Below are 23,169 nucleotides of genomic sequence, written 5' to 3' on the forward strand. Positions count from 1 at the left end.
AAAAAAAATTAATATCGGCGCCGCCAGCCGCACGTAAACGTTGCTTTCGCTTTCATGAAATCATGCATCAAAGCTGCCTTTCTTCCCTTATCCGTATGACTGTTCTTTTTGTAGCGGAGGCAATTTATGAATTGGTAGTCACATTGGCAGGGTGAAATCCCTCTGCTTAGACAGAGGTCGTGGCCCATGCAGCAGGCATCTACATCATTAATCGGAGCACCGGGCCCACTGCAGCCCGGACCACACCATCTATATCCTGGGAAAATACAGAACCCACGCCTTCTTCTTCGCAACAACAACACCTCCCAAAAGATTACTTTACTAATAAACTATGAAAGTCCGTTAATTTTGGAATGGCTATATCCCAATGGTGAATTCATTTTGCAAAAAATAATACACCATTAGGGTTGTTTTATGGCTCTGGATTCCGCCAAACCAAAAATTAACCTAACCTAATCAAACATTTACCCAAACAGAAAGCTATTTTCGAAATACCTAAATCATAGTAAAATAGGAATAATATATATTTGGAGGAGTAGATTCCCTTTGGTTTTCATCCCCCTTGTTAACTCATTTATGAAGAAGAAATGGTTAATCTATCTATTTCTCACTTTTGTCCCTGCTGCTGTCATTAGTGTTGTATTAGCACAGCATCAGGTTAGCTCTGTAGAAAACGAATATAAAAACGAAGCACAAGAGTATGCCGATTTTCATGCGATGAATATTGAGCATTTTCTGAGTGAAACAGTGGGCAGATTAGAGATGCTTGCTACCTCTATTAAAATTCAAAATAATAACAAAGATGATTTGCAAAAAATACTTCAGGAAACGGAAGAAAAGGATTCCCGTTTTTCCGGTTTCTATTGGTCTAACTCCAATGGTGACTTGTTAATCGGCTCAAATCCAATCAACAAGCCAATCAATGTGAGTGATCGTCCTTATTTTCAGCAGGCGCTAAAAACGGAGCAAACCAGTTTATCCGAGGCCCATATAGGAAGGGTCATGGGAAGATATATCATTTCTGTTGCAACACCCATCATGGATTATGGAGAGGTAAAAGGAGTTCTTATAGCAAGCTTGCGGATAGACGAATTAGGAGCAGCTATTAATACTTTAATTAACGATGAAATGATTGTCGTTACCGATGAAACAGGGCAAACCTTAATAAAGGCCGGTTTCATTCCCGAAAAAAACTCAGTAAAATCTAGCATGAAAGTGACCCAGATACCTTGGACAATTTCTGCGTATGTCACTTCTGAAAACGATTTCGTTTTTCGGAAAGCTCTGTTGCAATACTTTATCATTTTTCTAACGATTACGAACATATTATTTTTATCAGTCCAGAATTTACTATTAAGAAAAAAAGTAAACAAAGAAAAAAAACAAATGGAAATTCATAAGCTTGAGTTAATTGGCAATCTGGCTGCCAGCACGGCCCATGAAATCAGGAATCCTTTAACCGGAATTAAAGGGTTAGTGAAACTCTTAAGCGAGGAATATCGGGAAGAAAAAGCACAAGTTTATTTTGAAGTGATTCAATTGGAGATTGACCGAATTAATACGATTGTTGGTGAACTCCTTGTACTGGGAAAACCAACCGCCTACACACTTAAAACATATAATGCCAACGAAGTTGTCGCTGAAATTGAACCAATTATTCATTCCGAAGCCAATTTTATGAATGTCGAATTATCGATCCATTATCATTCGGCTACTCTTCCTGTTTCTTGTATCAAAGACCAATTAAAGCAAGTCCTTCTTAATTTAGCGAAGAACTCCTTGCAGGCAATGCCAAATGGCGGGAGATTGTCTATTAACCTAGAAAGACTTGACGATTCATGTTTGATTACCGTTGCAGATAATGGAATCGGAATGAAGAAGGAACAAATAACCCAGGCCTTTAAACCTTTCTTCACCTTAAAAAAAGATGGTTCGGGATTGGGGTTAACCGTCTGCAAACGAATTATTGATTCTTATGGCGGGAAAATTGTTATAAAAAGTGTTCCTAACGAGGGGACTCAGGTAGAGATTATTCTTCCTTTAGCAATTTGAACCACTTTAAAGCATGCAAAAATCGCAGTGAGCTACACTGCGATTTTTGCCAGTCGTCACGTGGGTATTCGAATTAAAAACTAGCACATATTCACTTTATTTTCGCCATATTTTTTCGAACGCTATAGGGATATGAATAATAAAAAGAAATGAGCCGGAGTTGTTCCCCTGCTCATTTCTTTATTGAAAAATCTCTTGAAGCATCTCATCCTCATCTAAAAATCTTAGTGCTTTCTGGCGAAAAACCTCATCATGCAAATAGGTATAGCGATTGGGTTTCACCGTTGGAGCGATTTCGATGGCTTGGCGGTATTCTTCTTTATTTAGGCCTAGCCCTTTCACATAATCGAAAAAGCCGGTTCTTGTGAATACTTTCATCATTCGCTCAGCGCGATGATCTTGGACATTGGCCATGATGTAGGTAGCGATTCCCACTTGGATTCCGTGCATTTGCGGCTGCAACGCGATTTTATCAAGGGCATGGGAAATCAAATGCTCTGAACCGCTGATTGGTGAACTGTTTCCGCTAATAACCGTCGAGATACCGCCAAGTGTAAGTGAGCTGATGAGTTCCTTTAGAAGAATCGGATTGCGAATGTCGGTCATCGGTGTTCGAATAAAACTATTAACCGCTTTTTTACTTAGCATGTAGGCGAAATGGTTCATCCGTGCCGCCCCATGCTGCTCCTCGAACTCCCAATCATAAAGGGCCGTTATGTTGGATAGCAAATCGCCAATCCCCGCTAGGATAAAACGATTCGGGACATGCTGAATAATCTCAAGGTCGGCAATAATTCCGTACGGGACCCGTGCTGGAACTGTCGTTTTCTTTTGGTTAACGATCAGCGAGCAATTACTGCTGGCAAAGCCATCATTGGAAGCTGACGTTGGAATGCTAAGGAATGGACTTCTTCGTGAAAAGGCGATGTATTTTCCGTAATCAATCACCGTCCCGCCGCCCATGGCAATCACCACATCATAGCGCTCCATTTCGAATGCTTTTTTGATGAGATCCTGGATGTCCAAACCCGACTCCATGAGTAAAGCCGAAATTTTCACATCGGAAATAGAGTTGAGAATATCTTGACTGTACGTTTGATAGGTAAATTCATCGAACAAGAACACGGCATTTGCAAAACCATGTTGTTTCAAAATCCGATCAAGGTTAAAAACAGTTCCCTTCCCTATTTCTAAAATTGCGGGAATCGGAACACTGGTAACAGGTGTCAACACTTAAGACAGCACCCCTTTTTCAAGCAAATACTCTTCCACTTCTTTAAACGTTTCAACCGGAATAAATGGCACCTTCTTATCACGAAGCAGGTTCTGCAAGCCATTTTTTGCAAAAGTAACATCAGCATACTGTGCTGGGTGGGAATCTGGTTCACTATCGCCGATAAAATAAATCGTTTCATACTCTTCCTTTAGTTTCTGAATCACTTTGGATTTATCAATTCCGTAACGTTCGGAATAATGCCATTGGTTTTTATCAATGTTCATATGGACATTCTTCTCACGGTAGTGCCCTTCATTGGAAAAAACCTTTACATTTTCAACACCATACTTTTTTAAAAGATGATAAATATAATAGTCAGTACCGGCACTCAAAATATAAAAATCGGCACCGCTCGCTTGTACCTTTTTAATAAAATCAGGAACATATTCATCAATTGGGATGGCAAGTGTATCCTCGATAATTTTTTCTTCCTCCTGATTGATGGACTTGAAAATCGTCGCCAGGAAGTCAATATCCATGATTTCGCCGGCTTTCCAGTTCTTATAAAGCTCCCTGCCTTCCGGGAAGTATTTGTCCATCATCACAATATAGAAGTCTTGTTTAGAAATCGTCCCATCAAAATCCGAAACAAACGCCCATTTTTTCACAAAGCAGCCCTCCATGGTCAATATTGTATATTACCCAAAATATCACAAAAGGCGGAATTTACAAAAGAAAGGGGCCCTGAAGTCTATTAAAACTTAAAAACCTTCGCCAAAGCGTTCATTGACTCTGGACCGCAGATTTTTGCAAAATGGTTCATGAGTTCTGCTTTTGCCGTTTCAACGTTAATAGGACGCTCATCCACATGATGATTTTCGGCCCAATAACTCATCGTTTCAAAAGATGTACTGCTCCAGCCATTCTTCTCTCCCTGATTATTCGTTTTCTCCTTGGTACCGGAGACAACAATATCCATCGATCCCTGAAGCTCTAGCAAGGCGTGATCAAACGGCTTTTTCTTTTCTTTATCTTTCATTCCTGCTTTGAGTCTAAGCACTCTTGTATCGATGCCTTCTTCCCCGTTAATTAGTGTATACAATTCCAGCGCCTCTCTTGAAACGAGACCATCCTCATAGCGTTTTTTCACCGAGTGCTGGGAGCCCAATATGGTCTTTACGAATGGAAGGAGTTCTCTTGAGATTAAAATTGATTTTTTCTTTATGAATTTTCCGTAAGCAGCCACACCATCGACCGGGAATTTAGCCCGCCACATCCATGGATCTAATTCCGAACCCGAGTGCCAATTTTCTTTCAAGGTAATGCTATCTAGCGACGGGTAACCAGGGATGAGCTGTGCCAGTGGGAGCAAACCAACTTCCTTAATAACTTCAATGGCTTCTTCATATGTATTTATCTGATAATCTTTCAAATTTACCACTCTACTTTCTCCGTTAATAAGTTATCTTACTTGTTTTCTCATCAACATTTTGAACCCCAGGTACAAATTTAAAACTACCTTTTGCCATGATATTGCATACACATTATACAGCTCATTGGGAATTTTCGGTATAATAACTTTGAAATGTGAGTGAAAATTGTGATAAATTAATAGGAAGTGTAGTTTTCTTTATTTTAAAATATGTTATCTTTCTACATAATATCGATAGGAGATGTTGGAAAAGTGTCGTTGGAAAGTGTAAAAGCTCATTTTAAACAGTGGCATCGTGATGTAGATGTGATGGAATTTGACACTTCGAGTGCTACCGTTGAACTTGCAGCAGAAGCAATTGGTGTCATCCCTGCCCGGATAGCGAAAACATTATCGTTCAGAGGTGACGGAGAACAAGCCATTTTGATCGTCGGCGCTGGAGATGCAAAAATCAATAACAAGAAATTTCGTGATACCTTTGGTTTTAAAGCCCGAATGCTTAATCCTGATGAAGTGCTTGAACAAACCGGACATGCAATTGGCGGAGTTTGCCCATTTGGGTTGGAAAATAACCTTGATGTTTACCTTGATGTCTCAATGAAACGGTTCGAGACTCTGTTCCCGGCTTGCGGCAGTTCCAATTCTGCCATCGAATTGACCACCGAGGAAATTTTCCACTATTCATTTGCTAAGGAATGGGTGGATGTTTGTAAAGGCTGGGAGGATGCTGAGTCCGAAGAGCATGTTACTCTAATTAATCAGCACACAAAAAATTCCTAGGGGCTGTTCTGAGCCCCTAAGCGTTTTAAACTTATCGTGGATTTTTTGTTGAATTAAGCCCCAAAAGTATCAAAGGAGTAACCTACTCCTTTTTAGATGGCATTTGTCAGCCGCCTTTTATACAAGTTGCGTTGGAGCTTCCTACAACTTTATTTAATTCAGTTAACAATTCTTGAAAAATGTTGTCGTTTACTAATACTTGTAAGGTCTTTTCTGTAATTGGAACATTGTATTTTTGAAAAACCTCTAATGTTTCTTCCCATACTCCGCTTATAGCCTTCGAAGTCATATTTGATTGGATTACCAAAAAAACAACCACCTTTAGTCCTTATATTAGCACTTTTGGACACACCTTTATTTTACTATTTTGTGCTGCCCCATTCATTAACCGTCTCTTTCACTAATTGAACAAAGGCGTTATTTTCTTCTATAATCAATGTATGTGCAGACTGCTCAAACCACACCCATTTTTTATAAGGAGCCTGAAGTTGGTTAAAAAAAGCTTCTGCTAATTCACTTGGAGCCGTGAAATCATGACGTCCTTCACATATAACAATCGGAACCAGAATGCTTTTACTAGATTGAAAGAAGTCAAGATTCTCCAACTCCTCTTTAAAAACATTCATCGAATATATTTGTCCCCTAATCCATTTATTTAAATCAATGAAACGATATTCAGGGCTTTTCATGACTGACATAATAATGGTACCAGCATAATTCCCCGTGTGGACAAGTCCTCCGCCAAATTCTTGTAACCACTTATTGTGGATACGATCGGAGTTCAAGCTTTTCCATGGCGGAGATCCTAATTTTTCAAGCTGTGCATAGGCTTTTTCATTTCCGATTTCCTTCGCCTTTCTGAGCGTGTATTCATAAGAGATTCTTTCGTTTTCACTCATATTCACGACCTGGGAAACAGCAAAATATCCATGGAATAGTTCCGGCCGGCGCTCAATTGCCAAATACGAGAGAATCGTTCCCCACGAATGACCGAGTAAATAGACTTTTTCTTTATGAAAACGAGCACACAATTCTCCTGTTATATCAATTAGATCATCGACCATTTGATTAATGGTCATCGAATCTTTCGGTGTTTTTTTTGAAAAAGAAAGACCAGATCCCCGTTGATCATAGTTCACTACCAGGAAATCCTTTTCAAGCTCTGCGGTGTAGCGGCTTATAAAACCGATTTGCGCCCCGCCTGGTCCCCCATGTACCCATAGAATGATAGGCTTGCTCTGATCGTGGCCGCGGAGAAGCAGCCATTGCTCTACACACCCAATGTTTATCTTTTCAAGCGAAGCAATGCTGTTTGGTGCATTAGGAATAGTCGGCGTTTTATTGGTAAACATTTGATCATCTCCATAAACAAGTTTGAATCATAGAGATTTTTTCTTGACCTCTACTCAAGTTACCTACTTCCCTCAAGAGAAATAAATAATCATTATCATTAAATATTCCATTCTTCGTAAATAATTCCCTCTATTTCGAGAGAGCGTTTTCAAATTTACCCCAAAAAAGGAAAGGGGTGTCAGGCACCATGTGAAAATTTCACATGGTGCCTGACACCCTTCTTACTATTAGAATGGTTTTAATATCATTAAGGCGATAATGATTAGAAAAATCACATTTTCAATGTTTTCATAGCGAAATAGGGCTTTTGATAGGCGCCAATATTCTTCAGGAATAGCCTCGCCCTTATGGGATTCTAATAGGGCTTTTACCGGTTTTGACCTTGGTGATAATACGAGCGGACCCATCGCAAGCGCAGCTAAAAAGAGGACGAGACTTGTTACATACCACCCCATCCGAAACAGACTTGGATTTAAATAGCCCATCGCTAAACCAGTGAGGAGTAAAAATATGCCCCCTATCATCACAAATATATGTAATTTATGCCTAATCTTATAAGAATGTCTTAACTCGGTCATCGTATTGCCCGATTTAACAACCGTAGTTAAAACAAAACCGGGGCCCATCCCCAAAATCGCTGAAAAAATATGTATGAAAACAATGATGGTATAAATAGTACTCACAGGTGTGCACCCCCCATTCTCTGCATTCTCCTATTTTATCATATAAATATCATCTTAAAAGTGATGGTGTTGGCAATGTGCACATGATTTTGTCCTTTTTCAGCCATTAATTTGCCATCCACCAAATGCTATAATGGAGATTACTGAAATCTGAAAGGGGGCATCATCATAAATAATATTGTTAAGATTCTCTATATTACCGGTGGATTCATTGCCCTTGGCTTAGGCATTTTAGGCATTATATTACCGCTGCTGCCGACAACTCCGTTTTTACTTTTAGCATCCTTCTGCTTCGTAAAGGGATCAGACCGATTCGCACGCTGGTTTAAAGCGACAAAAATCTACCAGCACCATTTGGAGAGCTTTGTCAAAGAACGAGCAATGACACTAAAACAAAAACTAACCATTTTATTAACCGCAGACGCAATGATTGCCATCCCCTTCATCCTCCTCAACAGTATGATGGTAAGAGTCATCCTGCTTCTAGTCATTTGCTATAAATACTATTACTTCTTCACTAAAATAAAAACAAAGGTGTCAGCACCTGTGAAAAAATCACATAGTGCCTGACACCACTTTCTTTTCGGAACTAGTACAAAAGTCGAACCAAATTTTCAGTTGAGGCAATATAATAGTAGGATGATAAGACAAGCTGGGAGTGATGATAGTGGAACCGAAATGGCTGGGCTGGGCAAAGCAGCTTCAATCCATTGCCCAAGCGGGTTTAACGTATTCAAAAGATGTGTATGATTTAGAGCGATTTGAATTAATCCGCAATATTAGCGTGGACATTTTGACACACCACACTAATATGGACAGGACTGTTATCAAGGATCTATTTGCGAGTGAAACGGGGTATGCGACGCCTAAAGTCGATATTCGTGGTGTAGTCTTTAAAGATGGGAAAATATTAATGGTCCGTGAAAACATGGATGGACGCTGGTCATTACCTGGCGGTTGGGCCGATATTGGACTAACTCCAAGTGAAGTCGCTGTTAAGGAGATCAAGGAAGAGTCGGGATTTGACGTGAAAGCCGTTAAATTGTTAGCCGTAATGGATATGAAATGCCACCCCCATCCGCCTTCCTCCTATCACATTTATAAAATGCTTATCCAATGTGAAATTATTGGCGGGCAGGCTGCGGAGGGTATTGAAACAAGCGCAGTTGCATTTTTTGCTGAAAATCAACTGCCTCCGCTGTCTACAGCGCGGAATACAAAATCACAAATTGAAATGGCTTTTAACTATTTAAAAAATCCTCAAGAGCCTATCTATTTTGATTAGGTCTATTATAGTAATATGCGGCCTAGTTTTATTTCCGAAAATGACAAAACCAAGGTGTATTTGAAATTTGTCAAAATACATCTTGGTTTATAGTTTTTTAGTCGGGTTACTCTTGGCCTGAAATTTTAGTAAACCAAACGAGCAGAAGCTTATCAAAAAGAAAAGCCCACTATACGGTGTTATTGTAACGAGTCAGTCAGATTTATGGAGTATTCAAGTTCTTACTCTTTTGGCATTTTACTTAGATCCATATACAACACATTCCAGCGATGACCATCCAAATCAGCAAAACCGCAGCCGTACATCCAGCCTTGGCTCACTGCCGGCTCACCAAAGATGGTACCGCCAGCCTCTGCAGCCTTCTTAGCCATTTCATCAACTTCTGCCCTGCTCTCTGCATCAATGGATAGCAATACTTCCGTCGCTTGCTTTGTGTCGACAATTTCATGTTGGGTAAAATTTTTGAAAGTGGAATCAGGAAAAAGCATCACCATAGCATTATGATCCCCGATGATTAATTGCGCTTGATCGTGATTGCCATGTCGAGTATTAATTGTAAAGCCAAGTTTGGCATAAAACTCTTTTGATTTATGAATGTCTTTTACCGGCAAGTTAATCCAAAATTGTTTAGTCATAGTGTTTTTTCCCCTTGTCCATTTAATCTTACTTATATCGCTAAAAGTTTTGCCATATAGTATTCATCCATATACTCGCCTGCAATTAAAAGGGAATGTTTTTTAATCCCCTCTATCTCAAATCCCATTCTCTTATACAATGCCACACCGGCTTCGTTCCGAGCTACAACGGTCAGCTCTAAACGGTGGATTTTCCTACCAATCGCCCATTCTTCTAGTTTTGTAAATAGCTTTGTTCCGATGCCTTTTCCTCGATAATCCTTTAGAATCCCAATAACAATATAAGCTGAATGTTTGGTTCTTCTTACAGTACCGCCTATCGCAAACAAATATCCAATCAAGGTGTTGTCTTTTTCTGCAACGAATATAGTAGAGTTTTCACTCTTTTTCAGATTCTCTATTCTAATTTTTTGCTGTTCAGGGGTAACTTGTCTTTCTCCAGCTTCCATCAGCATAAATTTTGATTCTGCCTCAACTTGCAGAATAAGGCGCACTAAGTTTTCTGCATCTGAGACTTTTATCTCTCTAATAACCACTGCCTATTTCCCCCTTTTATTCCTTAAAGGATATTCCTTATATCCTCCAGCCCATACACAAGTTCAATTAGTTTTTCACCGGTAAAGTTTACTTCAATGGTATCAATTTTTTTACCTCCAAGTGCCTCATAAAAAAAGCGTGAGCTGTTCTCTTCAAGCACTAACACCAACATGGTTGAGATATTTTGCTGCAGCAGTTCGGCTATGATTGGTTTCACCAATGACTTTCCAAGTCCGTTTCCTTGGTATTCTTTTAAAATGTAAATGGCATATAATTCGCCTGCGTAATCGTGATATTTGCCCGTTCTCTCCTTGCCGCCAGACGAAAATCCAACAATTTTCCCTTCCTTGGTTTCCGCAACATAGACACCACCATTAGGAATGTTGTCCTGCCATAACTGCTCACGGCTTTCATAGGAAAGTTTGTTTAAATATTCGTCTGGAACAATGTTAGCATAGGTAGTTTTCCAACTATCAACATGGACTTTAGCGATTCCAACGGCATCAGCTAACACAGCTTTTCTAATCTTCATCCCAACTCCTCCATTTTAAAAATCGTTAATCCCATTATAAATCTCTAAAACTTCTATTTTCTTAGCCACCTAAAACGCTTCGCCAACGAGTGAAGGAATTAGTTTGTCTAATATGTATTAAATTTGCCAAAGCAATGAATGACCCCTTCAGGCATCCTCTTTTAAATGCTGGACAATGGAGAAACTAAAAGATAAGGTGTCAGGCACCATGTAAAAAATTTTTCACATGAAGCCTGACACCCGTTTCTATATATTTTCCTGCTTTAGTGCGTCAATGATGTTTTCTTTTTTTACTTTGGCGCTGGAGTAGAGCATTGCTGAAGTTACAATGACAAATACGCCAGCAATCACATACATTATGCTCATCCATGGAAGGGTGAATCCATAGCGGAAACTGTTCATCAATGCTTTGTGCATTAAATACATCACAGCAATACTGATGGGAAGTCCGTAAAGCAACGAATTGATGCCATAAAAAATACTTTCATAATTGATCATTTTGTTAAACCCTTTTGGTGTCATTCCCACGGATTTCAGCATCGCAAATTCCCGTTTTCTAAGGGAAATTGAGGTCGAAATCGTATTGAAAATATTCGCTATCGATATCGCTGTAATCAGTGCAATAAATCCATACGTAAAGACGGACATTAACAAGATGATTTGTTCATCCTGCTGTCTGCCTTGATATACATTCTGAACAAACATCTTGTTGTCAATTATTTCTTCGATTTCCTGCTGGGTTTTCATTGGATCCTTACTTTTGAGGTAAAGCAATGTCTGGGTCCTATCATTCACCTTTTCGTTTACCAGTTGGTTCATGACTTGTTCTGAGACAATAATATTCAATCCGCCAATCCCTACAGGAAAGATTCCCATCGGAAATTGATCAGTTAATCTGGCAATTTTCACTGTATTAAAATGAATTTCTTTTTCTGTTTCCGGATCTGTATAAGTTAAATCGATAGTGTTGCCAACTTTCGTATGAATGGCCTTTGTTTCAACATATTTTCCTGCTTCCATATCCTCGTATGGAATGGTGTCAATCACTATTCCTGCTAAATCTTCTTTTTTTGTCAGTTTATCATAATCAATACCAACGGTTTTTGCATAGGCCTTTAGATTTTGCTCATTTAATGAAAGAATTTTAACATAATAAGGATATTTCCCATCGACCAGTACACTATTGTCCTGCTTCACCACTTTTTGCAATTCTTCAGCAATCGATGCTTCGTTTATCCAGGTGTTCATATTTAATTCATTTACCACACTAGATTCCGTTACATCCTCAAGGGAAGAAAATGATTGTAACAGCCGAATGTCTGATTCCGTTATATTACCGCGCACAGCTACAGAAATATCATAATTTATTCCATCCTGTGCGAGTACAAGCGATTTTTTCATATTTTCTGTAAAAAATGATACGGCTAAAAAGAGTACGATACTAATCACCAGTGAGAATACGGTTGCTTTGTACTTGCGTTTGTTTCTTTTTAAATTTTTCAAACCGATTTCCGCTTCGATTCCAAATAGCCTACGGACGAGTTTCGATGTTTTCACTACTTTTCCTGTGAGCTTCACTTCGGTTGTTTGACGAATGGCATCAATGGCGGATACTCTTGATGCCTTGATCGCTGGCTGATAAGTGGAGATCAAAATCGTAACCATCGAAACTGCACAGGCAATTAGGAGTGATAATGGAGTAACTGTTAAAGTTAACTTTTCCGTCATCCCTAAGGCACCTTGAATGATTGAGTTAATGAAATAAAAGGTAATTCCAATTCCAGTAAGACCTGCTAGGATTCCAATAGGAATACTAATTACGCCAATCAATACTCCTTCAAAAAACACTGAGTTTCGTTTCTGCTTTTTCGTTGCCCCGACACTGGAAAGCATCCCTAAATGACGCGACCGTTCCGAGACAGAAATTGCAAAGGCATTATAGATCAAGGAAACGGAACCGATAATAATGACCGACATAATAATGGCTGATAATGACATGAGCGTACGGTATAGACCGTCATTATTTATTAGCCCGTAATATCGTAGTAACTCAGTATTAAATCGAGGAGAAGCTATTTTGTTTTTCTTCGCCAATTGGTTTGCGTGATCGAATACGGAGCTTTTGATCTTATTTAACACGACCGTCGCATTGACAGTATCTTTAGCACTTATCATGCTTTCGTCCACATAGCTAATGATTGTGTAACCGGGGGCCCAGGTCGATTCCCATGTCGGACGTTTAATGAAGCCTACGATCTTATAATTTGTCGTTGTTTTATTGGTCAAACTCTCTGTCGGTTTCCCATCTTCGTCTATTTGTAATGGATCCTCTTGTCCAAAAATATGATCCGTAACTTGTGGGATCTTACGCTGTCCGACTTCAAGGGTTAATTGATCGCCAATCTTGTATTCTACTTTGGCATTCGTGGCAATATGTTCCGAAATCACAACCTCATTATTTGTTTTTGGCAGCCGGCCTTTACTCAATTCAATCGGAAACTGCTTAAATCCTTGGGTATTATACTCCTTAATAAATAAATACGGCTTGCTTTCATTTTGTCCACCTTCTAAAAAGGCATAGCCGCGGTCACGTGAAAGGACAACCTTTTTTGTTTCCCTATCGTTTTTAATCGCTTTAAGCTGCTCTTTATTTACATCTTTGTAAAGGACATGCCATTCACCATTAGTAGCGATTTCCTGCCTTTGCATTAATTCCATAAAGGAGACACCAAGAGTTGCCACTGCCGTCACCATCGCGACAGAGATAATGACACCAATAATGGTTACTAGCGTCCGCCGCTTGTTTTGCTTCAAATGCCGGACCGTTAGTTTATTGACGATATTCACGGACGAATCACCTCATCTTTAGCAATCCTTCCATCTTCAATTGCAATAACTCTGTCAGCTTGGAGGGCAATCCGCTCATCATGGGTAATGACAAGGAGGGTTTGATTAAAGGTTTTATTGAACATTTTTAACAGGTCGATGATTTCACTACTATTCTTGCTATCTAGATTGCCGGTCGGCTCATCTGCCAGCATGATAGCGGGATTACTTATCAGCGCCCGGCCAATCGAGACCCGCTGCTGCTGACCGCCGGAAAGCTGATTCGGCAGGTGGTTTAAGCGATCCTGCAGGTTGAGGATCTTGACGATATCAGCAAACTGTTTCTTGTCGACTTTATGTTCATCAAGCAGGAGTGGCAGAGTAATATTCTCCTCGACTGTTAGTACTGGAATCAGGTTGTAAAATTGGTATATGAGTCCGATTTGCCTGCGTCTAAAAATTGCCAGCTGTGTTTCATTTAGGTTATAAATGTCCGTGTTATCCACGAGAACTTTTCCGCTCGTTGGCCGGTCAACACCTCCTAGCAGATGCAGCAGCGTCGACTTCCCTGAGCCTGACGGGCCGATAATCGCGACAAATTCGCCTTTTTTTACTGAAAAAGAAACATCATCCAGTGCCTTTACTGCCGTTTCACCTTTTCCGTACACTTTAGACAGATTTTCTATTTTTAAATTTTCCATTGCGATAAAACCTCCACGTTTTCCTGTTAATCATAGTTTATCTGTTTAAAATGACTTTCCAGTGACTGCAAAATGACAGTTTAGTCACTTAACATTGTTCTTAAAAGTGGGGCTTCTCCAGTTGAAGACGGTCTTCCGACAGTTGGAGTCGGTCTTCCGACAGTAAACCACACATTTACGAGAAATTTTCTCTTCCCTACTATTCTCACTAGATTACCTGCTTATAAATCTTAATCCGAAACTGTGTGCCCTCCTCGTTCTTACTTTTAACCTCGATATCGCCATTTTGGCTTGTGATAATACTATGTGCCATCGCCAGACCGATGCCTATGCTATCCTCACCGGCATTTTTTCCTTTGTAAAAACGTTTAAAAATATACGGGAGATCTTCCTTGGCGATACCTTTTCCGTTATCCGCTATGACCATTTCCGTAAACAAAGCATTTTCTGAAAATGAAATGGTAATCTTCCCGCCTTCTTGTGTATGCTCCACACAGTTTTTCAATATATTTATTACGGCTTCTGCCGTCCAATTTAGGTCGCCAACAAAAGAAACTCGATCATCACCGTCAAGCAAAACGGTTTGTTCTTTAATGTCCATCGGAATCACGACCGGCTCTAACGCTTTTAGTAGCAGCCTTTTCACAGATACCACTTCTTTTTTAAAATGCACCGTTCCCGCGTCAATTTTTGAAAGTTTTAATAAAGAAGAAACAAGCCATTCAATCCGTTCAAGCTGAATACGGATATTGTTTGTAAACTCTGTTCTTTTAACTGCAGGCAGATTGGCATCACTTAATAAATCGACCATCATCATCATCGAAGTAAGCGGAGTTTTAAGCTGATGGGAGATATCAGAAATTGCATTGGTGAGTTTAATTTTATCTTGCTGTAAAAGGGAGCGCTGTTCCGATAGCATGATAGTCACCTTATAAATATTGTTTTTTAAAATACTTAGCTCACCTTCGTGATTATCACGGACATCAAGCGAATAATCGCCACTGCTAATTTGCCGCAAATAGCCGGACAGCTTTTCGATTTCACGATATCGCCAGCTTGTAAATAATAAGCTGCAACCTATTAACAATGCAGAAATGATAAAAACAAGTACCGTGGCAGCGAGCGAGAAAAAAGCCGCTGCTATGATGGTGGTAAAACTTAGCAAACACATCGTTACTATAAATATTTGAATCTCGCGATTTCGGAGCATGCTAATCACCGACCTTGTAGCCTAAACCACGCACTGTTTTAATAATCTGCGGATGTTGCGGATTATCCTCTAACTTTTCCCGCAGTCTTTTTATGTAAACAGTTAAGGTATTATCATTTACGAAATCCCCTGCTATATCCCAAATCCGCTCCAATAGCTGATTTCGTGAAAGAACCTGTCCAATATGGTTCGCAAAGATTAGGAATAGGCGATATTCTAGGGCAGTTAATAGAACTTCTTCGCCATTTTTATACACCTTACCTTCAAGCGTATTAATTCGGACATTTTCTATTTCTATTATCGTTTTTGTCCCCGTCTGCTTTTGGTAGCGCCTTAAGACTGTTTTGATTCTTGAGATTAACTCTCTAATTCGAAATGGCTTGGTAATGTAATCATCTGCGCCCATGTCGAGCCCCATCACTACATTGACTTCATCATCAATCGCCGTTAGAAAAATGACGGGAATATCGCTTCGCTCCTTCACAAGCTGACACAACTCATAGCCGCTTCCATCAGGCAGGGATAAATCAAATAAACATAACGCGAATTGTTCAATTTCATCAACTATCACCTTTTTTGCTGATACCGCATCATGGCAAAGAACCGTGGCAAACTGATCCTGCTGTAATGAATATTCAAGCCCAGCGGCGATTGTCCTATCATCTTCCACAAGCAAAATTTTCATCATTGTATCCCGCCTTTCTCTATCGTCATTATATCAGCATTAAAGGATGTCAGGCACCATGTGAAAAATTCACATGGTGCCTGACACCCTCAGTTACTATATAAATCAACGATAATATCAAGGTCATCGGCTTTTCCAAATAATATTTCAAATGGTTCCGATGTTATGATTTCCTTTAACTTCGTTTCAGATTTGATATTAATTGTTATCTCGCCTTTACCCTCTACTATTCTCACTGGGTTCAACATGGAAACCTCTAGAACTCCAGCGGAATTTGGTTTAAAGGTTACTTCTCCGACTACTTCTCCAGCTTGGATTTTAACGTTTTCTTTCGGCCCAAAGGTGACACCCCCACCATTATTGTGAATAGAAATAGTGTAGTTTTCATTTGGATCTAACCCCTCTGCCCTTACTTGAAAATCAATCACACCTGTTTTAACAAAATCAATTTTTACATGGCCTTTGCTATTTTCCAAAAGGACAGTATCATTTTCCACACCTAATACCTTCCCCATAATCAACTGAGTTTTTAGCGGACCAAAGACGGCGCTGTCAATACTTCGCCACCAGTTATCACCAAGAATAAAATAATGTCCATCGGGAATTTTGACCTCTTTTAGTTCAACTTTGCTGTTTTTAACCAATTTTCCTGTATGATACTCCCTGCCGTAAAACGTATCAAGAAATGCACCATTGACATACACTTGCCCCTGTTTTATTTCAATTTTTTCTCCAGGTAAACCGACCACTCTTGCTATCTCATACTCACTTGGATTTAAATCCGGATTTTTATCATAGGTAAATTCAGGGGTTTGATAGTAAACGATATCCCCCCGCGTTGGCACCTTTTTGGCGTATGCCTTTTCGTCCACTACCACTTCACCATAATATTCACGATGTCCCCGGTCCATATTATCGTACAGGTGATTAACCTCCTTAAAGCCAGTTGATATCACGGTTTCTTCAGTTTCTTTTGTGGAATGATCTGTTATTCTTTTTATTCCTTGATTAAGATGAGAACCCTCATTTTGCAACATTGGGATAAATGCCAGTAACAAAAACAGTGTGATGGCAGCCACTCCTGCCATTTTTACAATCATTCCGTCCATGATTTTTGCTTCCTTTTTGACTTTATGGTCTTCTGATATAATTTCCGCCAGAGATTGTTTAATCTCCTGTTTTCTATCATTATTCAAGCTAGGTTTGGGCAGTAAAGCTAGTTTATTATCAATCTTATCCATATCATTCTTCATTTAAATAGCCCCCTAAATCCTTTAATAACGCTTTTCGGGCACGGTGATAGGTAGAACGGACCTTGTTTTCACTCCAACCAAGTATCAAGGAAACTTCGATTACAGACAGCTGCTTAATCCCTCTTAGGATGAGGACATCTCGGTAATTTGATTTTTGCGATTGAATCGCCAGGAATATGTCCCTGTTTTCCTCATTCAATTGGAGGATTTCCTCTGGTGTTTTGCTACTTGAGGATTCCTTACCTGCTTGAAAATACATCTCTTTTAGTCTGGTTCTTTTTATTCGTCTAAGTTCATCCACTGCAACATTACGTGCGATACTAAACAGCCATGTTTTTGGACTTGCTTTTGCTTCAAAGTTTTCGATTGCTTTTATTGCTTTTATAAAAACGTCTTGAACTAAATCCTCCACATCTGTAGAACCTAATTGGTAAATCAAGAAATGGTATATATCATCACTGTATAATTCAAACCATTCAAGAATATCTTTATTTTGCAACTTTTCAACTCCCTGCAGTTAAAAATCATTCTTATATATTAGACGCTCTGGAAACTTACTTATCGCACAATGTGGAAAATTTTTAAACAAAAAAAACGAGCTTGGAATTCCAAGCCCACGTGTTCACTTTGTCATTTTGTAATCTCTATTTCAAATGCAGAACCATAAATTCATCGTCATAATAAACGCCATTTACGATAAGGGCCTTTTCTTCCAATCCAAAGACTTTAAATCCTAATCGAGTATAAAGCTTTTTCGCTTTTTGATTACTTGCGGTTACGGTTAAATTTATTTTTTCAATTCCTTCTATACTTCTCGCTTTATTGACGGCTTCTGTGAGCAATGCTCTCCCCACGCCTAATCCTTGTTTCCCGGGTGTGACATACATGGCAAAAATGTTTGCCCGGTGCTGGATTTTCACCCGCTCCTCCAAAAGTAAGGTCACAACCCCGATTAGTTCCCCACTGTCAAACGCACCAAACGTGTAGTTTCCTTCTGTGGTAAAGTTGCGGGCTAGCTGTTCAATTGGATTTTCCCTTTTTACAGATTCTTCATAGCTTGTTAAAAATGCTTCCGGATTTTGCTGTAATGCTTCTAATCGCAATGCCCAATAACTTTCCGCATCTGATGGGCTTAGTAATCTAATTTCCATCGCTATTCCCCTTCGTTCAAGAATTTGACTATTTCGTTAATTTTACCACATTGCCCGATTGCTAAAATATATAAATAATTTTATTTTAGTATGGATCCGATACACTTCTCTATATATTCCTTATCCTTTAATGGGTTACGGACTTGTTTCTCCCAGACAGTTTTGCTTTTAGTCAACTTGTAAAATTCATCATAAAGCCCTTCGACATTCTTCCTTTTGACTTCAAAGGATTGGTCAGGGAAGCTGTATTCGATTTTTTCCAAGTTCCGAATCAGCGCAAAGGCAGCTGTTGAGTTATAAATAATCGACTGATTGACAAGGCTGGTGCCAATTTCCGAAACTGATTGGTGATAATGAACTATTATCGTAAAGGCGTCTGATTTAAGTTCAAAGTCCTTTTCAACCTCGTTCAGCGGTAAATGGTTAAATAAGTTAATCATGTTGCTCGCATTACCCATATAAAGAAATCGATAGGGAATAATATTTTCTAAATCATGTGTAAGCGGTCTTCTTTGGTCAATGACATATTGTTCGTCGGCCGCATTCTGCTTTGGAATGATAATAAACTGTACAACAATAAATAGCCCTATACCCACTGCAAGCAATGCAGCAATCAGTTTTCCCAGCTTATTCATGGAAATCCCTCACTTCGTATTGTGGTATCAACCTAATGCACGCTTTTAGAATTAATGGGATTACTATCGAAATAAATGGCAGAGCATACCGGGCAATTAATATTCCAAACTGATAAGGCCCATCGATGTGCACCGGTCGAGAAAACCAAATGTTGCTGCCGAATAATATCGCTGATAAATACCCCCAGATAACAATAATAAATAGGAGCCAGAGCAGCCAAGTGATTTTCTTTGCTCTCGTAAAGGCTGCTAGATTCAATTCCGCAATTTTCTTCTCATTCCTTTTAACGTTTTTGGCTAAAAATAAATAGAAGATTCCTAGGACCAAACACACGAAAAGCAAGCCGTAATTCAACAAGAGACCCATACTTAAGAGAGAAAATGGGATCGTCACAATCCAAGCGATAAGGATGTAAATATATGTGATTTGAAACGCTTTAAAGCGAAACTGGTTAATCCAGACGGGGATATTATCATCAATTAAGTCATCAATTTTTGTAATACTGCTTTTGGCTTTGGCAATCGCCTCGCGTTCATTTAATCCTTCTTCCATTAAATGAGATACCTTCGCTTCCAAATTTCCTAAAATCTCATCCTTCAGGTCGCTGATACCACGATGGTTTTTATATTTTCTGAACAAGTGATCGACATATTTTTTTAGTTCATTCATCCCTTTTTCCTCCCCTGACAATTAACTGATCAATCAGTTCCTTCGCCACCGCCCATGCCTCAATTGCTTCTTCATAAACCCTTACGCCACTGGGGGTGATTTTATAATACTTTCGTCTGCCCCCTTGACTTTCATCACCCCAATAGGCGGAGATCAGTTTTTGTTTTTCAAGCCTTTTTAAGCTGGTATAAAGTGAAGGTTCTTTTAGTTCAAATTTTCCGTTGCTTTGTTCAAATATCGATTTAATAATTTCATATCCATAGTTATCACCTTCACTCAACACACGAAGGATCATCGTATCAATGTGCCCGCGGATAAGGTCACTGCTTATTGGAGTCTCTGCCTGCATAAAATAACCTCCTCTGTTGTTGTATATTGTAACACATATTACTATGTGTGTTGAAGTAATATAGCAAAAAATTTTTAACAATTTGTTTTGTTGTATAAAACAGCAAAAAAGAACTTGGGGAGGCCAAGTTCTTCTTTATTTGTTATTAAATTAAATCTACCTGATACTGCATAAACCCAGTGGTAGTTCCCCTCATTTTTTCATCTTCGCTAATTCTTTTCTGTCTTCTGCTAAAGGCGGCTGCTCTAGCCAGCCGTTGTCAATCATCATGTCCAACCAATCGTTTCCGATTTTCAAATCTCCTGAAATCGCCAGCATATATTTTGGGGTCAAATCTCTTCTAGGTGAAGACGCCCATCCCGTCCCGTAATAAACCATCGCAGTAGAGAATAAGAATCCAACTTGAAACATCATCAGCTTCTCCGAAAACGGGGAAGTGGTGGAATTGGTGATTTCCGCATCTAGCATGGGTGCTACAGGCAGGTTTTCGTTATTCATTATGTCAAGAAACATTTGGACATGACTGTTTTTTGTGTTCATCGCTTTTAAAAAAAAGTCACGAACTTTCTTAGAAGCGGCCACTTGACTAAAGGCAACTGTGAGCGTTTTTGTCAGGATGCTTTTTTTCATATTAAAATAGATATCGGTTATCTCAATACAGCTTAATGGTCTTTTTTCACCAAACCACCCCGCTAAAAAATTATCATTTTTAACAAAATCCGGTTTTTCAGGGGGTAAAACTGTTGGAGGGCGAAAGTATAAGCCTTTTTCTAACAAGATATTCTTTGTTCGATTACATAATTCAACTGCAGATGTGTTACAGCTCGTAAAATATTCACGAACGTCTTGTCGAGAACAGGTTGTGACAGCCGCACTGTACCCATGACAGCCATGGATGGACATGATATTTATATAATGTAAACACAGTACATCTGAAAATAGCCGTGGAGTGCTGGGGTTCAAGTCATCGTTTGTAAAGCCGATTGGGACTGGAAAACCTTCACTCACAAGAAACTCTTTAATTTGCTCCAGATGTTGGGTGCCTAACGAAATGGCAAATTCAAAAATTTCTCTGATGTCGACATCCTCTAGGTGTTCCAACATGTGTTTGTGGAAGCAAAGTCCAGCAGTTTCGTTTATATACTGTGTCCATAAAGCAGCAATCTCTGCAGAAGTCAATTTCGGTTTATGGAGGGAATTCAACCCAAGCACCTCGCTGTTTTTTCCATAGGTTGTCTTACTTTACTTCCCAATATTCTCGATTGATCATTGAACGTAACCTATTAATAGAAAAAGACTGCCATAGGCAGCCTAGTCATTACGGAAAAAACATGGTGTTTATATTGGGAAAATGCAGATAGTCCTCTAGTGGATTCGGTGGCACGTTCTTTGTTCGTACCTATGCTCATACGGCACATGTTTTTGCTTCACGTTATTACCGGCAAGCTTTACGGAAGTGAAATTATTTGTTAATAATCGGAGGTTATCCCACTGTGCTATTAAAGGTTGAATCTGATGTTCGGGTATAACAATTCCCTTTTTTTCTAAGAATTTTAAAATATTTTCAGTCATTCTCCTCTTCCCCTTCCATGATTTTATAAGTTGTGCATGATGTAAAAAAAATCATGAGGTCTTATGGTTAATTATACCATTTATCAACGCGAAATGTTAGCGCTTTCAGAATATTTCGTATTGTTTATTTAAGAAGACGGAACAACATTATTCTCTAACATACAGTACCCGTAAATATCGTTAAAGTGGAATATCTGAAGCTGCTGAGGTTAAACTATGTGAGGTTACTATTGGAACAAGGGCGGTGTATATTTTGTCAGATTTTCTAGAATCCATTGAGTATGAAACGGGAACAGCTATTCAAACGTTTAACATTATTGAAATCATGGAACACGCAGAAGGTTTTGAAGTACTTTTGGATATCGATTTAGACAGCGGTTACGGATTGGAAGGCGTTAAATTATTGGTTACACATGAGGACTTAGACGCCTACGAAACCAATGATATACAAGAAGGGGTTAAATATGCTTTAGGCTTCTTTGATCAAACCTTGGAGGCGAGTCAACTGGAAATTGAAAAGAAGAGCCGAAAAGAACCCTTAAAAAGTACGAAGACACGAAGTCAAGAAGAACAAGCATTAAAAGAAAAGTACAATATTAAAGACGATGACAGGGCATGGGAAGATGACCGCTTATAGGGGCCATCTTTCCTTCCTCTAATTTCCTTAAGGTTTTTATAAATCCCCTCTCAAACTTCCTCTATTCATACTGACCTTTAACTTCCGGCAGTGTTTGATAAGTTGAATTTTTCTTCAAGATTTCTAGGATGTTAGCAACCAACCCGGACATTTCCTGCCCATCATTACTCTTATCACATTCGGACCATTCAAAATGCCGTTCCCCGCTATTAATCCAAACGTTCATTTCATAGCTTTTAAACGGTTTCTGATTACACTCCTTTGACAACTTTTTCTCTCCAAGATAATTGGAAAAAAGCATTTGTTTATAAATGGCGTTCATTTCCTTTTTCGAAAATTGAAAATCGCTAACGGCAACGGTTTCGCCATTCTGTAAATCTTTAATCAGCTTTTGTTCTTTTGTATTGATGACATTCTGTTTTCCTACCCCATATTTTAACTCAAAGGCAAAATAATCCTCTTTGTCTACATCATGGGAAATCGTTAATAGGTCAGGTAGACCTGGGCATTCTTCGAGAATATATTTTGTTTCTGTCTCCGATTCCTGTTTTTGAATTCCTTTACAGACATAAGCGGTTACTTCCCCTTGACCAAATTTATCTTCTGTTGTATCTATTTTTATCGTTAATTTTGAATCGTGATACGCTAAGTCGTGATAAATAGGATCGCCTTCAATCGTATATCGGGTGAGCCGTACTTTATCGTCTTTACCAGTTTGTACATGTTCAACAAATAGATTTAACCGTTCGACATTTTCCATCATGCCGTGAATTTCTTTCACTTCGTTACTGGCAGGTTTTTTATTTTGCCCGCTGTTAGTAGGCTTGTCACCTGCAACATCTTTATTTACTCCGCAGCCGGATATAAAAACAGTCAAAAACGTGATTAAAACAAGCGAGGTAATTTTTTTAAACACAAGCACACACATCCCTTTATAGAAAAAGACGAATTAATGCCGGAAAGGTTTCTTAACTA

27 protein-coding genes are annotated in these 23,169 nt (G+C 39.1%); 5 read left to right on the forward strand and 22 right to left on the reverse strand.

The genetic code is table 11. The features are described from left to right. Window positions 1–8 precede the first annotated feature (8 nt). Window positions 9–302, reverse strand: coding sequence for a phospholipase A2 family protein (locus ACIQCO_RS07660; protein ID WP_400427208.1), 294 nt, complete (start codon window positions 300–302; stop codon window positions 9–11). A gap of 244 nt (window positions 303–546) precedes the next feature. Here ACIQCO_RS07660 and ACIQCO_RS07665 point away from each other — a divergent pair, with 244 nt between their 5' ends. Beyond that, window positions 547–2,052 carry an ATP-binding protein gene (locus ACIQCO_RS07665; protein WP_400427210.1) on the forward strand — a complete coding sequence of 502 codons (1,506 nt, stop codon included), beginning with the start codon at window positions 547–549 and terminating at the stop codon, window positions 2,050–2,052. 180 nt (window positions 2,053–2,232) lie between these two features. Here the strand turns inward: ACIQCO_RS07665 and ACIQCO_RS07670 are convergent, their stop codons facing one another. The 3 genes from ACIQCO_RS07670 to ACIQCO_RS07680 all read right to left on the reverse strand — a co-directional run bounded on the left by ACIQCO_RS07670 (window position 2,233) and on the right by ACIQCO_RS07680 (window position 4,709). Then, entirely contained in the window at window positions 2,233–3,285 is a 1,053-nt protein-coding gene (locus ACIQCO_RS07670; RefSeq protein ID WP_400427212.1) for an iron-containing alcohol dehydrogenase family protein, read from the reverse strand. Continuing rightward, window positions 3,286–3,936, reverse strand: a complete 651-nt coding sequence (locus ACIQCO_RS07675; protein WP_400427214.1) for an MtnX-like HAD-IB family phosphatase — start codon at window positions 3,934–3,936, stop codon at window positions 3,286–3,288. Window positions 3,937–4,022: 86 nt separating this feature from the next. Next, window positions 4,023–4,709 (reverse strand): AlkZ-related protein, encoded by a 687-nt coding sequence (locus ACIQCO_RS07680; protein WP_400427215.1) that lies wholly within the window; start codon window positions 4,707–4,709, stop codon window positions 4,023–4,025. 243 nt (window positions 4,710–4,952) lie between these two features. On the opposite strand from ACIQCO_RS07680, the gene ACIQCO_RS07685 reads away from it, so the two are divergent. Beyond that, window positions 4,953–5,480, forward strand: a complete 528-nt coding sequence (locus tag ACIQCO_RS07685) for a YbaK/EbsC family protein (protein ID WP_400427217.1) — start codon at window positions 4,953–4,955, stop codon at window positions 5,478–5,480. A 106-nt stretch (window positions 5,481–5,586) separates the two neighbouring features. On the opposite strand, the gene ACIQCO_RS07690 is transcribed toward ACIQCO_RS07685, so the two are convergent. The 3 genes from ACIQCO_RS07690 to ACIQCO_RS07700 all read right to left on the reverse strand — a co-directional run bounded on the left by ACIQCO_RS07690 (window position 5,587) and on the right by ACIQCO_RS07700 (window position 7,516). Next, window positions 5,587–5,787 (reverse strand): hypothetical protein, encoded by a 201-nt coding sequence (locus tag ACIQCO_RS07690; protein WP_400427219.1) that lies wholly within the window; start codon window positions 5,785–5,787, stop codon window positions 5,587–5,589. 55 nt (window positions 5,788–5,842) lie between these two features. Next, a complete protein-coding gene (locus tag ACIQCO_RS07695) occupies window positions 5,843–6,832 on the reverse strand; it encodes an alpha/beta hydrolase (RefSeq protein WP_400427220.1) in 990 nt (329 codons plus the stop codon). 228 nt (window positions 6,833–7,060) lie between these two features. Beyond that, a complete protein-coding gene (locus ACIQCO_RS07700) occupies window positions 7,061–7,516 on the reverse strand; it encodes a DUF2269 family protein (protein WP_400427221.1) in 456 nt (151 codons plus the stop codon). Between the two features lie 195 nt (window positions 7,517–7,711). Here ACIQCO_RS07700 and ACIQCO_RS07705 point away from each other — a divergent pair, with 195 nt between their 5' ends. Together ACIQCO_RS07705 and ACIQCO_RS07710 are read left to right on the forward strand one after the other, a co-directional pair. After that, the gene (locus tag ACIQCO_RS07705; protein WP_400427440.1) at window positions 7,712–8,086 is read left to right on the forward strand and encodes a YbaN family protein; all 375 of its coding nucleotides are present in this window, start codon (window positions 7,712–7,714) and stop codon (window positions 8,084–8,086) included. A gap of 97 nt (window positions 8,087–8,183) precedes the next feature. Continuing rightward, entirely contained in the window at window positions 8,184–8,801 is a 618-nt protein-coding gene (locus ACIQCO_RS07710; RefSeq protein ID WP_400427223.1) for an NUDIX hydrolase, read from the forward strand. A gap of 221 nt (window positions 8,802–9,022) precedes the next feature. Here ACIQCO_RS07710 and ACIQCO_RS07715 read toward each other — a convergent pair whose 3' ends face one another. The 14 genes from ACIQCO_RS07715 to ACIQCO_RS07780 all read right to left on the reverse strand — a co-directional run bounded on the left by ACIQCO_RS07715 (window position 9,023) and on the right by ACIQCO_RS07780 (window position 21,164). Next, complete coding sequence (locus tag ACIQCO_RS07715) at window positions 9,023–9,436, reverse strand: VOC family protein (protein ID WP_400427225.1); 414 nt, start codon at window positions 9,434–9,436, stop codon at window positions 9,023–9,025. Window positions 9,437–9,468: 32 nt separating this feature from the next. After that, complete coding sequence (locus ACIQCO_RS07720) at window positions 9,469–9,972, reverse strand: GNAT family N-acetyltransferase (protein ID WP_400427226.1); 504 nt, start codon at window positions 9,970–9,972, stop codon at window positions 9,469–9,471. A gap of 23 nt (window positions 9,973–9,995) precedes the next feature. Beyond that, entirely contained in the window at window positions 9,996–10,505 is a 510-nt protein-coding gene (locus ACIQCO_RS07725) for a GNAT family N-acetyltransferase (protein ID WP_400427228.1), read from the reverse strand. A 246-nt stretch (window positions 10,506–10,751) separates the two neighbouring features. Then, window positions 10,752–13,352, reverse strand: coding sequence for an ABC transporter permease (locus ACIQCO_RS07730; RefSeq protein WP_400427230.1), 2,601 nt, complete (start codon window positions 13,350–13,352; stop codon window positions 10,752–10,754). Further along, window positions 13,349–14,032, reverse strand: coding sequence for an ABC transporter ATP-binding protein (locus ACIQCO_RS07735; RefSeq protein WP_400427231.1), 684 nt, complete (start codon window positions 14,030–14,032; stop codon window positions 13,349–13,351). The genes ACIQCO_RS07730 and ACIQCO_RS07735 overlap by 4 nt, the downstream gene beginning before the upstream one ends. A 208-nt stretch (window positions 14,033–14,240) precedes the next feature. Continuing rightward, window positions 14,241–15,242: a sensor histidine kinase gene (locus ACIQCO_RS07740; protein WP_400427442.1), complete on the reverse strand. Its 1,002-nt coding sequence runs from the start codon at window positions 15,240–15,242 to the stop codon at window positions 14,241–14,243. 1 nt (window position 15,243) lies between these two features. Continuing rightward, the gene (locus ACIQCO_RS07745; RefSeq protein ID WP_400427444.1) at window positions 15,244–15,927 is read right to left on the reverse strand and encodes a response regulator transcription factor; all 684 of its coding nucleotides are present in this window, start codon (window positions 15,925–15,927) and stop codon (window positions 15,244–15,246) included. 89 nt (window positions 15,928–16,016) lie between these two features. Further along, the gene (lepB, locus tag ACIQCO_RS07750) at window positions 16,017–17,180 is read right to left on the reverse strand and encodes a signal peptidase I (protein WP_400427233.1); all 1,164 of its coding nucleotides are present in this window, start codon (window positions 17,178–17,180) and stop codon (window positions 16,017–16,019) included. Next, on the reverse strand, window positions 17,170–17,679 hold the full coding sequence (locus ACIQCO_RS07755; RefSeq protein WP_400427234.1) for an RNA polymerase sigma factor: 510 nt from the start codon (window positions 17,677–17,679) through the stop codon (window positions 17,170–17,172). Before ACIQCO_RS07755 ends, lepB begins: the two co-directional genes overlap by 11 nt. A gap of 145 nt (window positions 17,680–17,824) precedes the next feature. Beyond that, window positions 17,825–18,331 (reverse strand): GNAT family N-acetyltransferase, encoded by a 507-nt coding sequence (locus ACIQCO_RS07760; RefSeq protein ID WP_400427235.1) that lies wholly within the window; start codon window positions 18,329–18,331, stop codon window positions 17,825–17,827. A gap of 80 nt (window positions 18,332–18,411) precedes the next feature. After that, on the reverse strand, window positions 18,412–18,966 hold the full coding sequence (locus ACIQCO_RS07765; protein WP_400427236.1) for a DUF4825 domain-containing protein: 555 nt from the start codon (window positions 18,964–18,966) through the stop codon (window positions 18,412–18,414). Beyond that, window positions 18,959–19,636, reverse strand: coding sequence for a permease prefix domain 1-containing protein (locus ACIQCO_RS07770; protein ID WP_400427238.1), 678 nt, complete (start codon window positions 19,634–19,636; stop codon window positions 18,959–18,961). Before ACIQCO_RS07770 ends, ACIQCO_RS07765 begins: the two co-directional genes overlap by 8 nt. Then, on the reverse strand, window positions 19,629–19,985 hold the full coding sequence (locus tag ACIQCO_RS07775; protein WP_400427239.1) for a PadR family transcriptional regulator: 357 nt from the start codon (window positions 19,983–19,985) through the stop codon (window positions 19,629–19,631). Before ACIQCO_RS07775 ends, ACIQCO_RS07770 begins: the two co-directional genes overlap by 8 nt. A 192-nt stretch (window positions 19,986–20,177) precedes the next feature. Further along, window positions 20,178–21,164: a DUF3231 family protein gene (locus tag ACIQCO_RS07780; RefSeq protein ID WP_400427241.1), complete on the reverse strand. Its 987-nt coding sequence runs from the start codon at window positions 21,162–21,164 to the stop codon at window positions 20,178–20,180. 646 nt (window positions 21,165–21,810) lie between these two features. On the opposite strand from ACIQCO_RS07780, the gene ACIQCO_RS07785 reads away from it, so the two are divergent. Next, window positions 21,811–22,194, forward strand: coding sequence for a VOC family protein (locus ACIQCO_RS07785; RefSeq protein ID WP_400427242.1), 384 nt, complete (start codon window positions 21,811–21,813; stop codon window positions 22,192–22,194). A 61-nt stretch (window positions 22,195–22,255) separates the two neighbouring features. Here the strand turns inward: ACIQCO_RS07785 and ACIQCO_RS07790 are convergent, their stop codons facing one another. Then, window positions 22,256–23,110 (reverse strand): DUF4362 domain-containing protein, encoded by an 855-nt coding sequence (locus tag ACIQCO_RS07790; RefSeq protein ID WP_400427244.1) that lies wholly within the window; start codon window positions 23,108–23,110, stop codon window positions 22,256–22,258. Window positions 23,111–23,169 lie beyond the last annotated feature (59 nt).

The organism is Neobacillus sp. NPDC093127, from assembly GCF_044754175.1.
Lineage (GTDB): Bacteria > Bacillota > Bacilli > Bacillales > Cytobacillaceae > Neobacillus.

Coding starts and splice junctions, on each gene's coding strand:
- ACIQCO_RS07695 (WP_400427220.1), bottom strand. CDS start 6,832: ATGTTTACCAATAAAACGCCGACTATTCCTAATGCACCAAACAGCATT.
- ACIQCO_RS07715 (WP_400427225.1), bottom strand. CDS start 9,436: ATGACTAAACAATTTTGGATTAACTTGCCGGTAAAAGACATTCATAAA.
- ACIQCO_RS07725 (WP_400427228.1), bottom strand. CDS start 10,505: ATGAAGATTAGAAAAGCTGTGTTAGCTGATGCCGTTGGAATCGCTAAA.
- ACIQCO_RS07735 (WP_400427231.1), bottom strand. CDS start 14,032: ATGGAAAATTTAAAAATAGAAAATCTGTCTAAAGTGTACGGAAAAGGT.
- ACIQCO_RS07740 (WP_400427442.1), bottom strand. CDS start 15,242: ATGCTCCGAAATCGCGAGATTCAAATATTTATAGTAACGATGTGTTTG.
- ACIQCO_RS07745 (WP_400427444.1), bottom strand. CDS start 15,927: ATGAAAATTTTGCTTGTGGAAGATGATAGGACAATCGCCGCTGGGCTT.
- lepB (WP_400427233.1), bottom strand. CDS start 17,180: ATGAAGAATGATATGGATAAGATTGATAATAAACTAGCTTTACTGCCC.
- ACIQCO_RS07760 (WP_400427235.1), bottom strand. CDS start 18,331: ATGGAAATTAGATTACTAAGCCCATCAGATGCGGAAAGTTATTGGGCA.
- ACIQCO_RS07765 (WP_400427236.1), bottom strand. CDS start 18,966: ATGAATAAGCTGGGAAAACTGATTGCTGCATTGCTTGCAGTGGGTATA.
- ACIQCO_RS07770 (WP_400427238.1), bottom strand. CDS start 19,636: ATGAATGAACTAAAAAAATATGTCGATCACTTGTTCAGAAAATATAAA.
- ACIQCO_RS07775 (WP_400427239.1), bottom strand. CDS start 19,985: ATGCAGGCAGAGACTCCAATAAGCAGTGACCTTATCCGCGGGCACATT.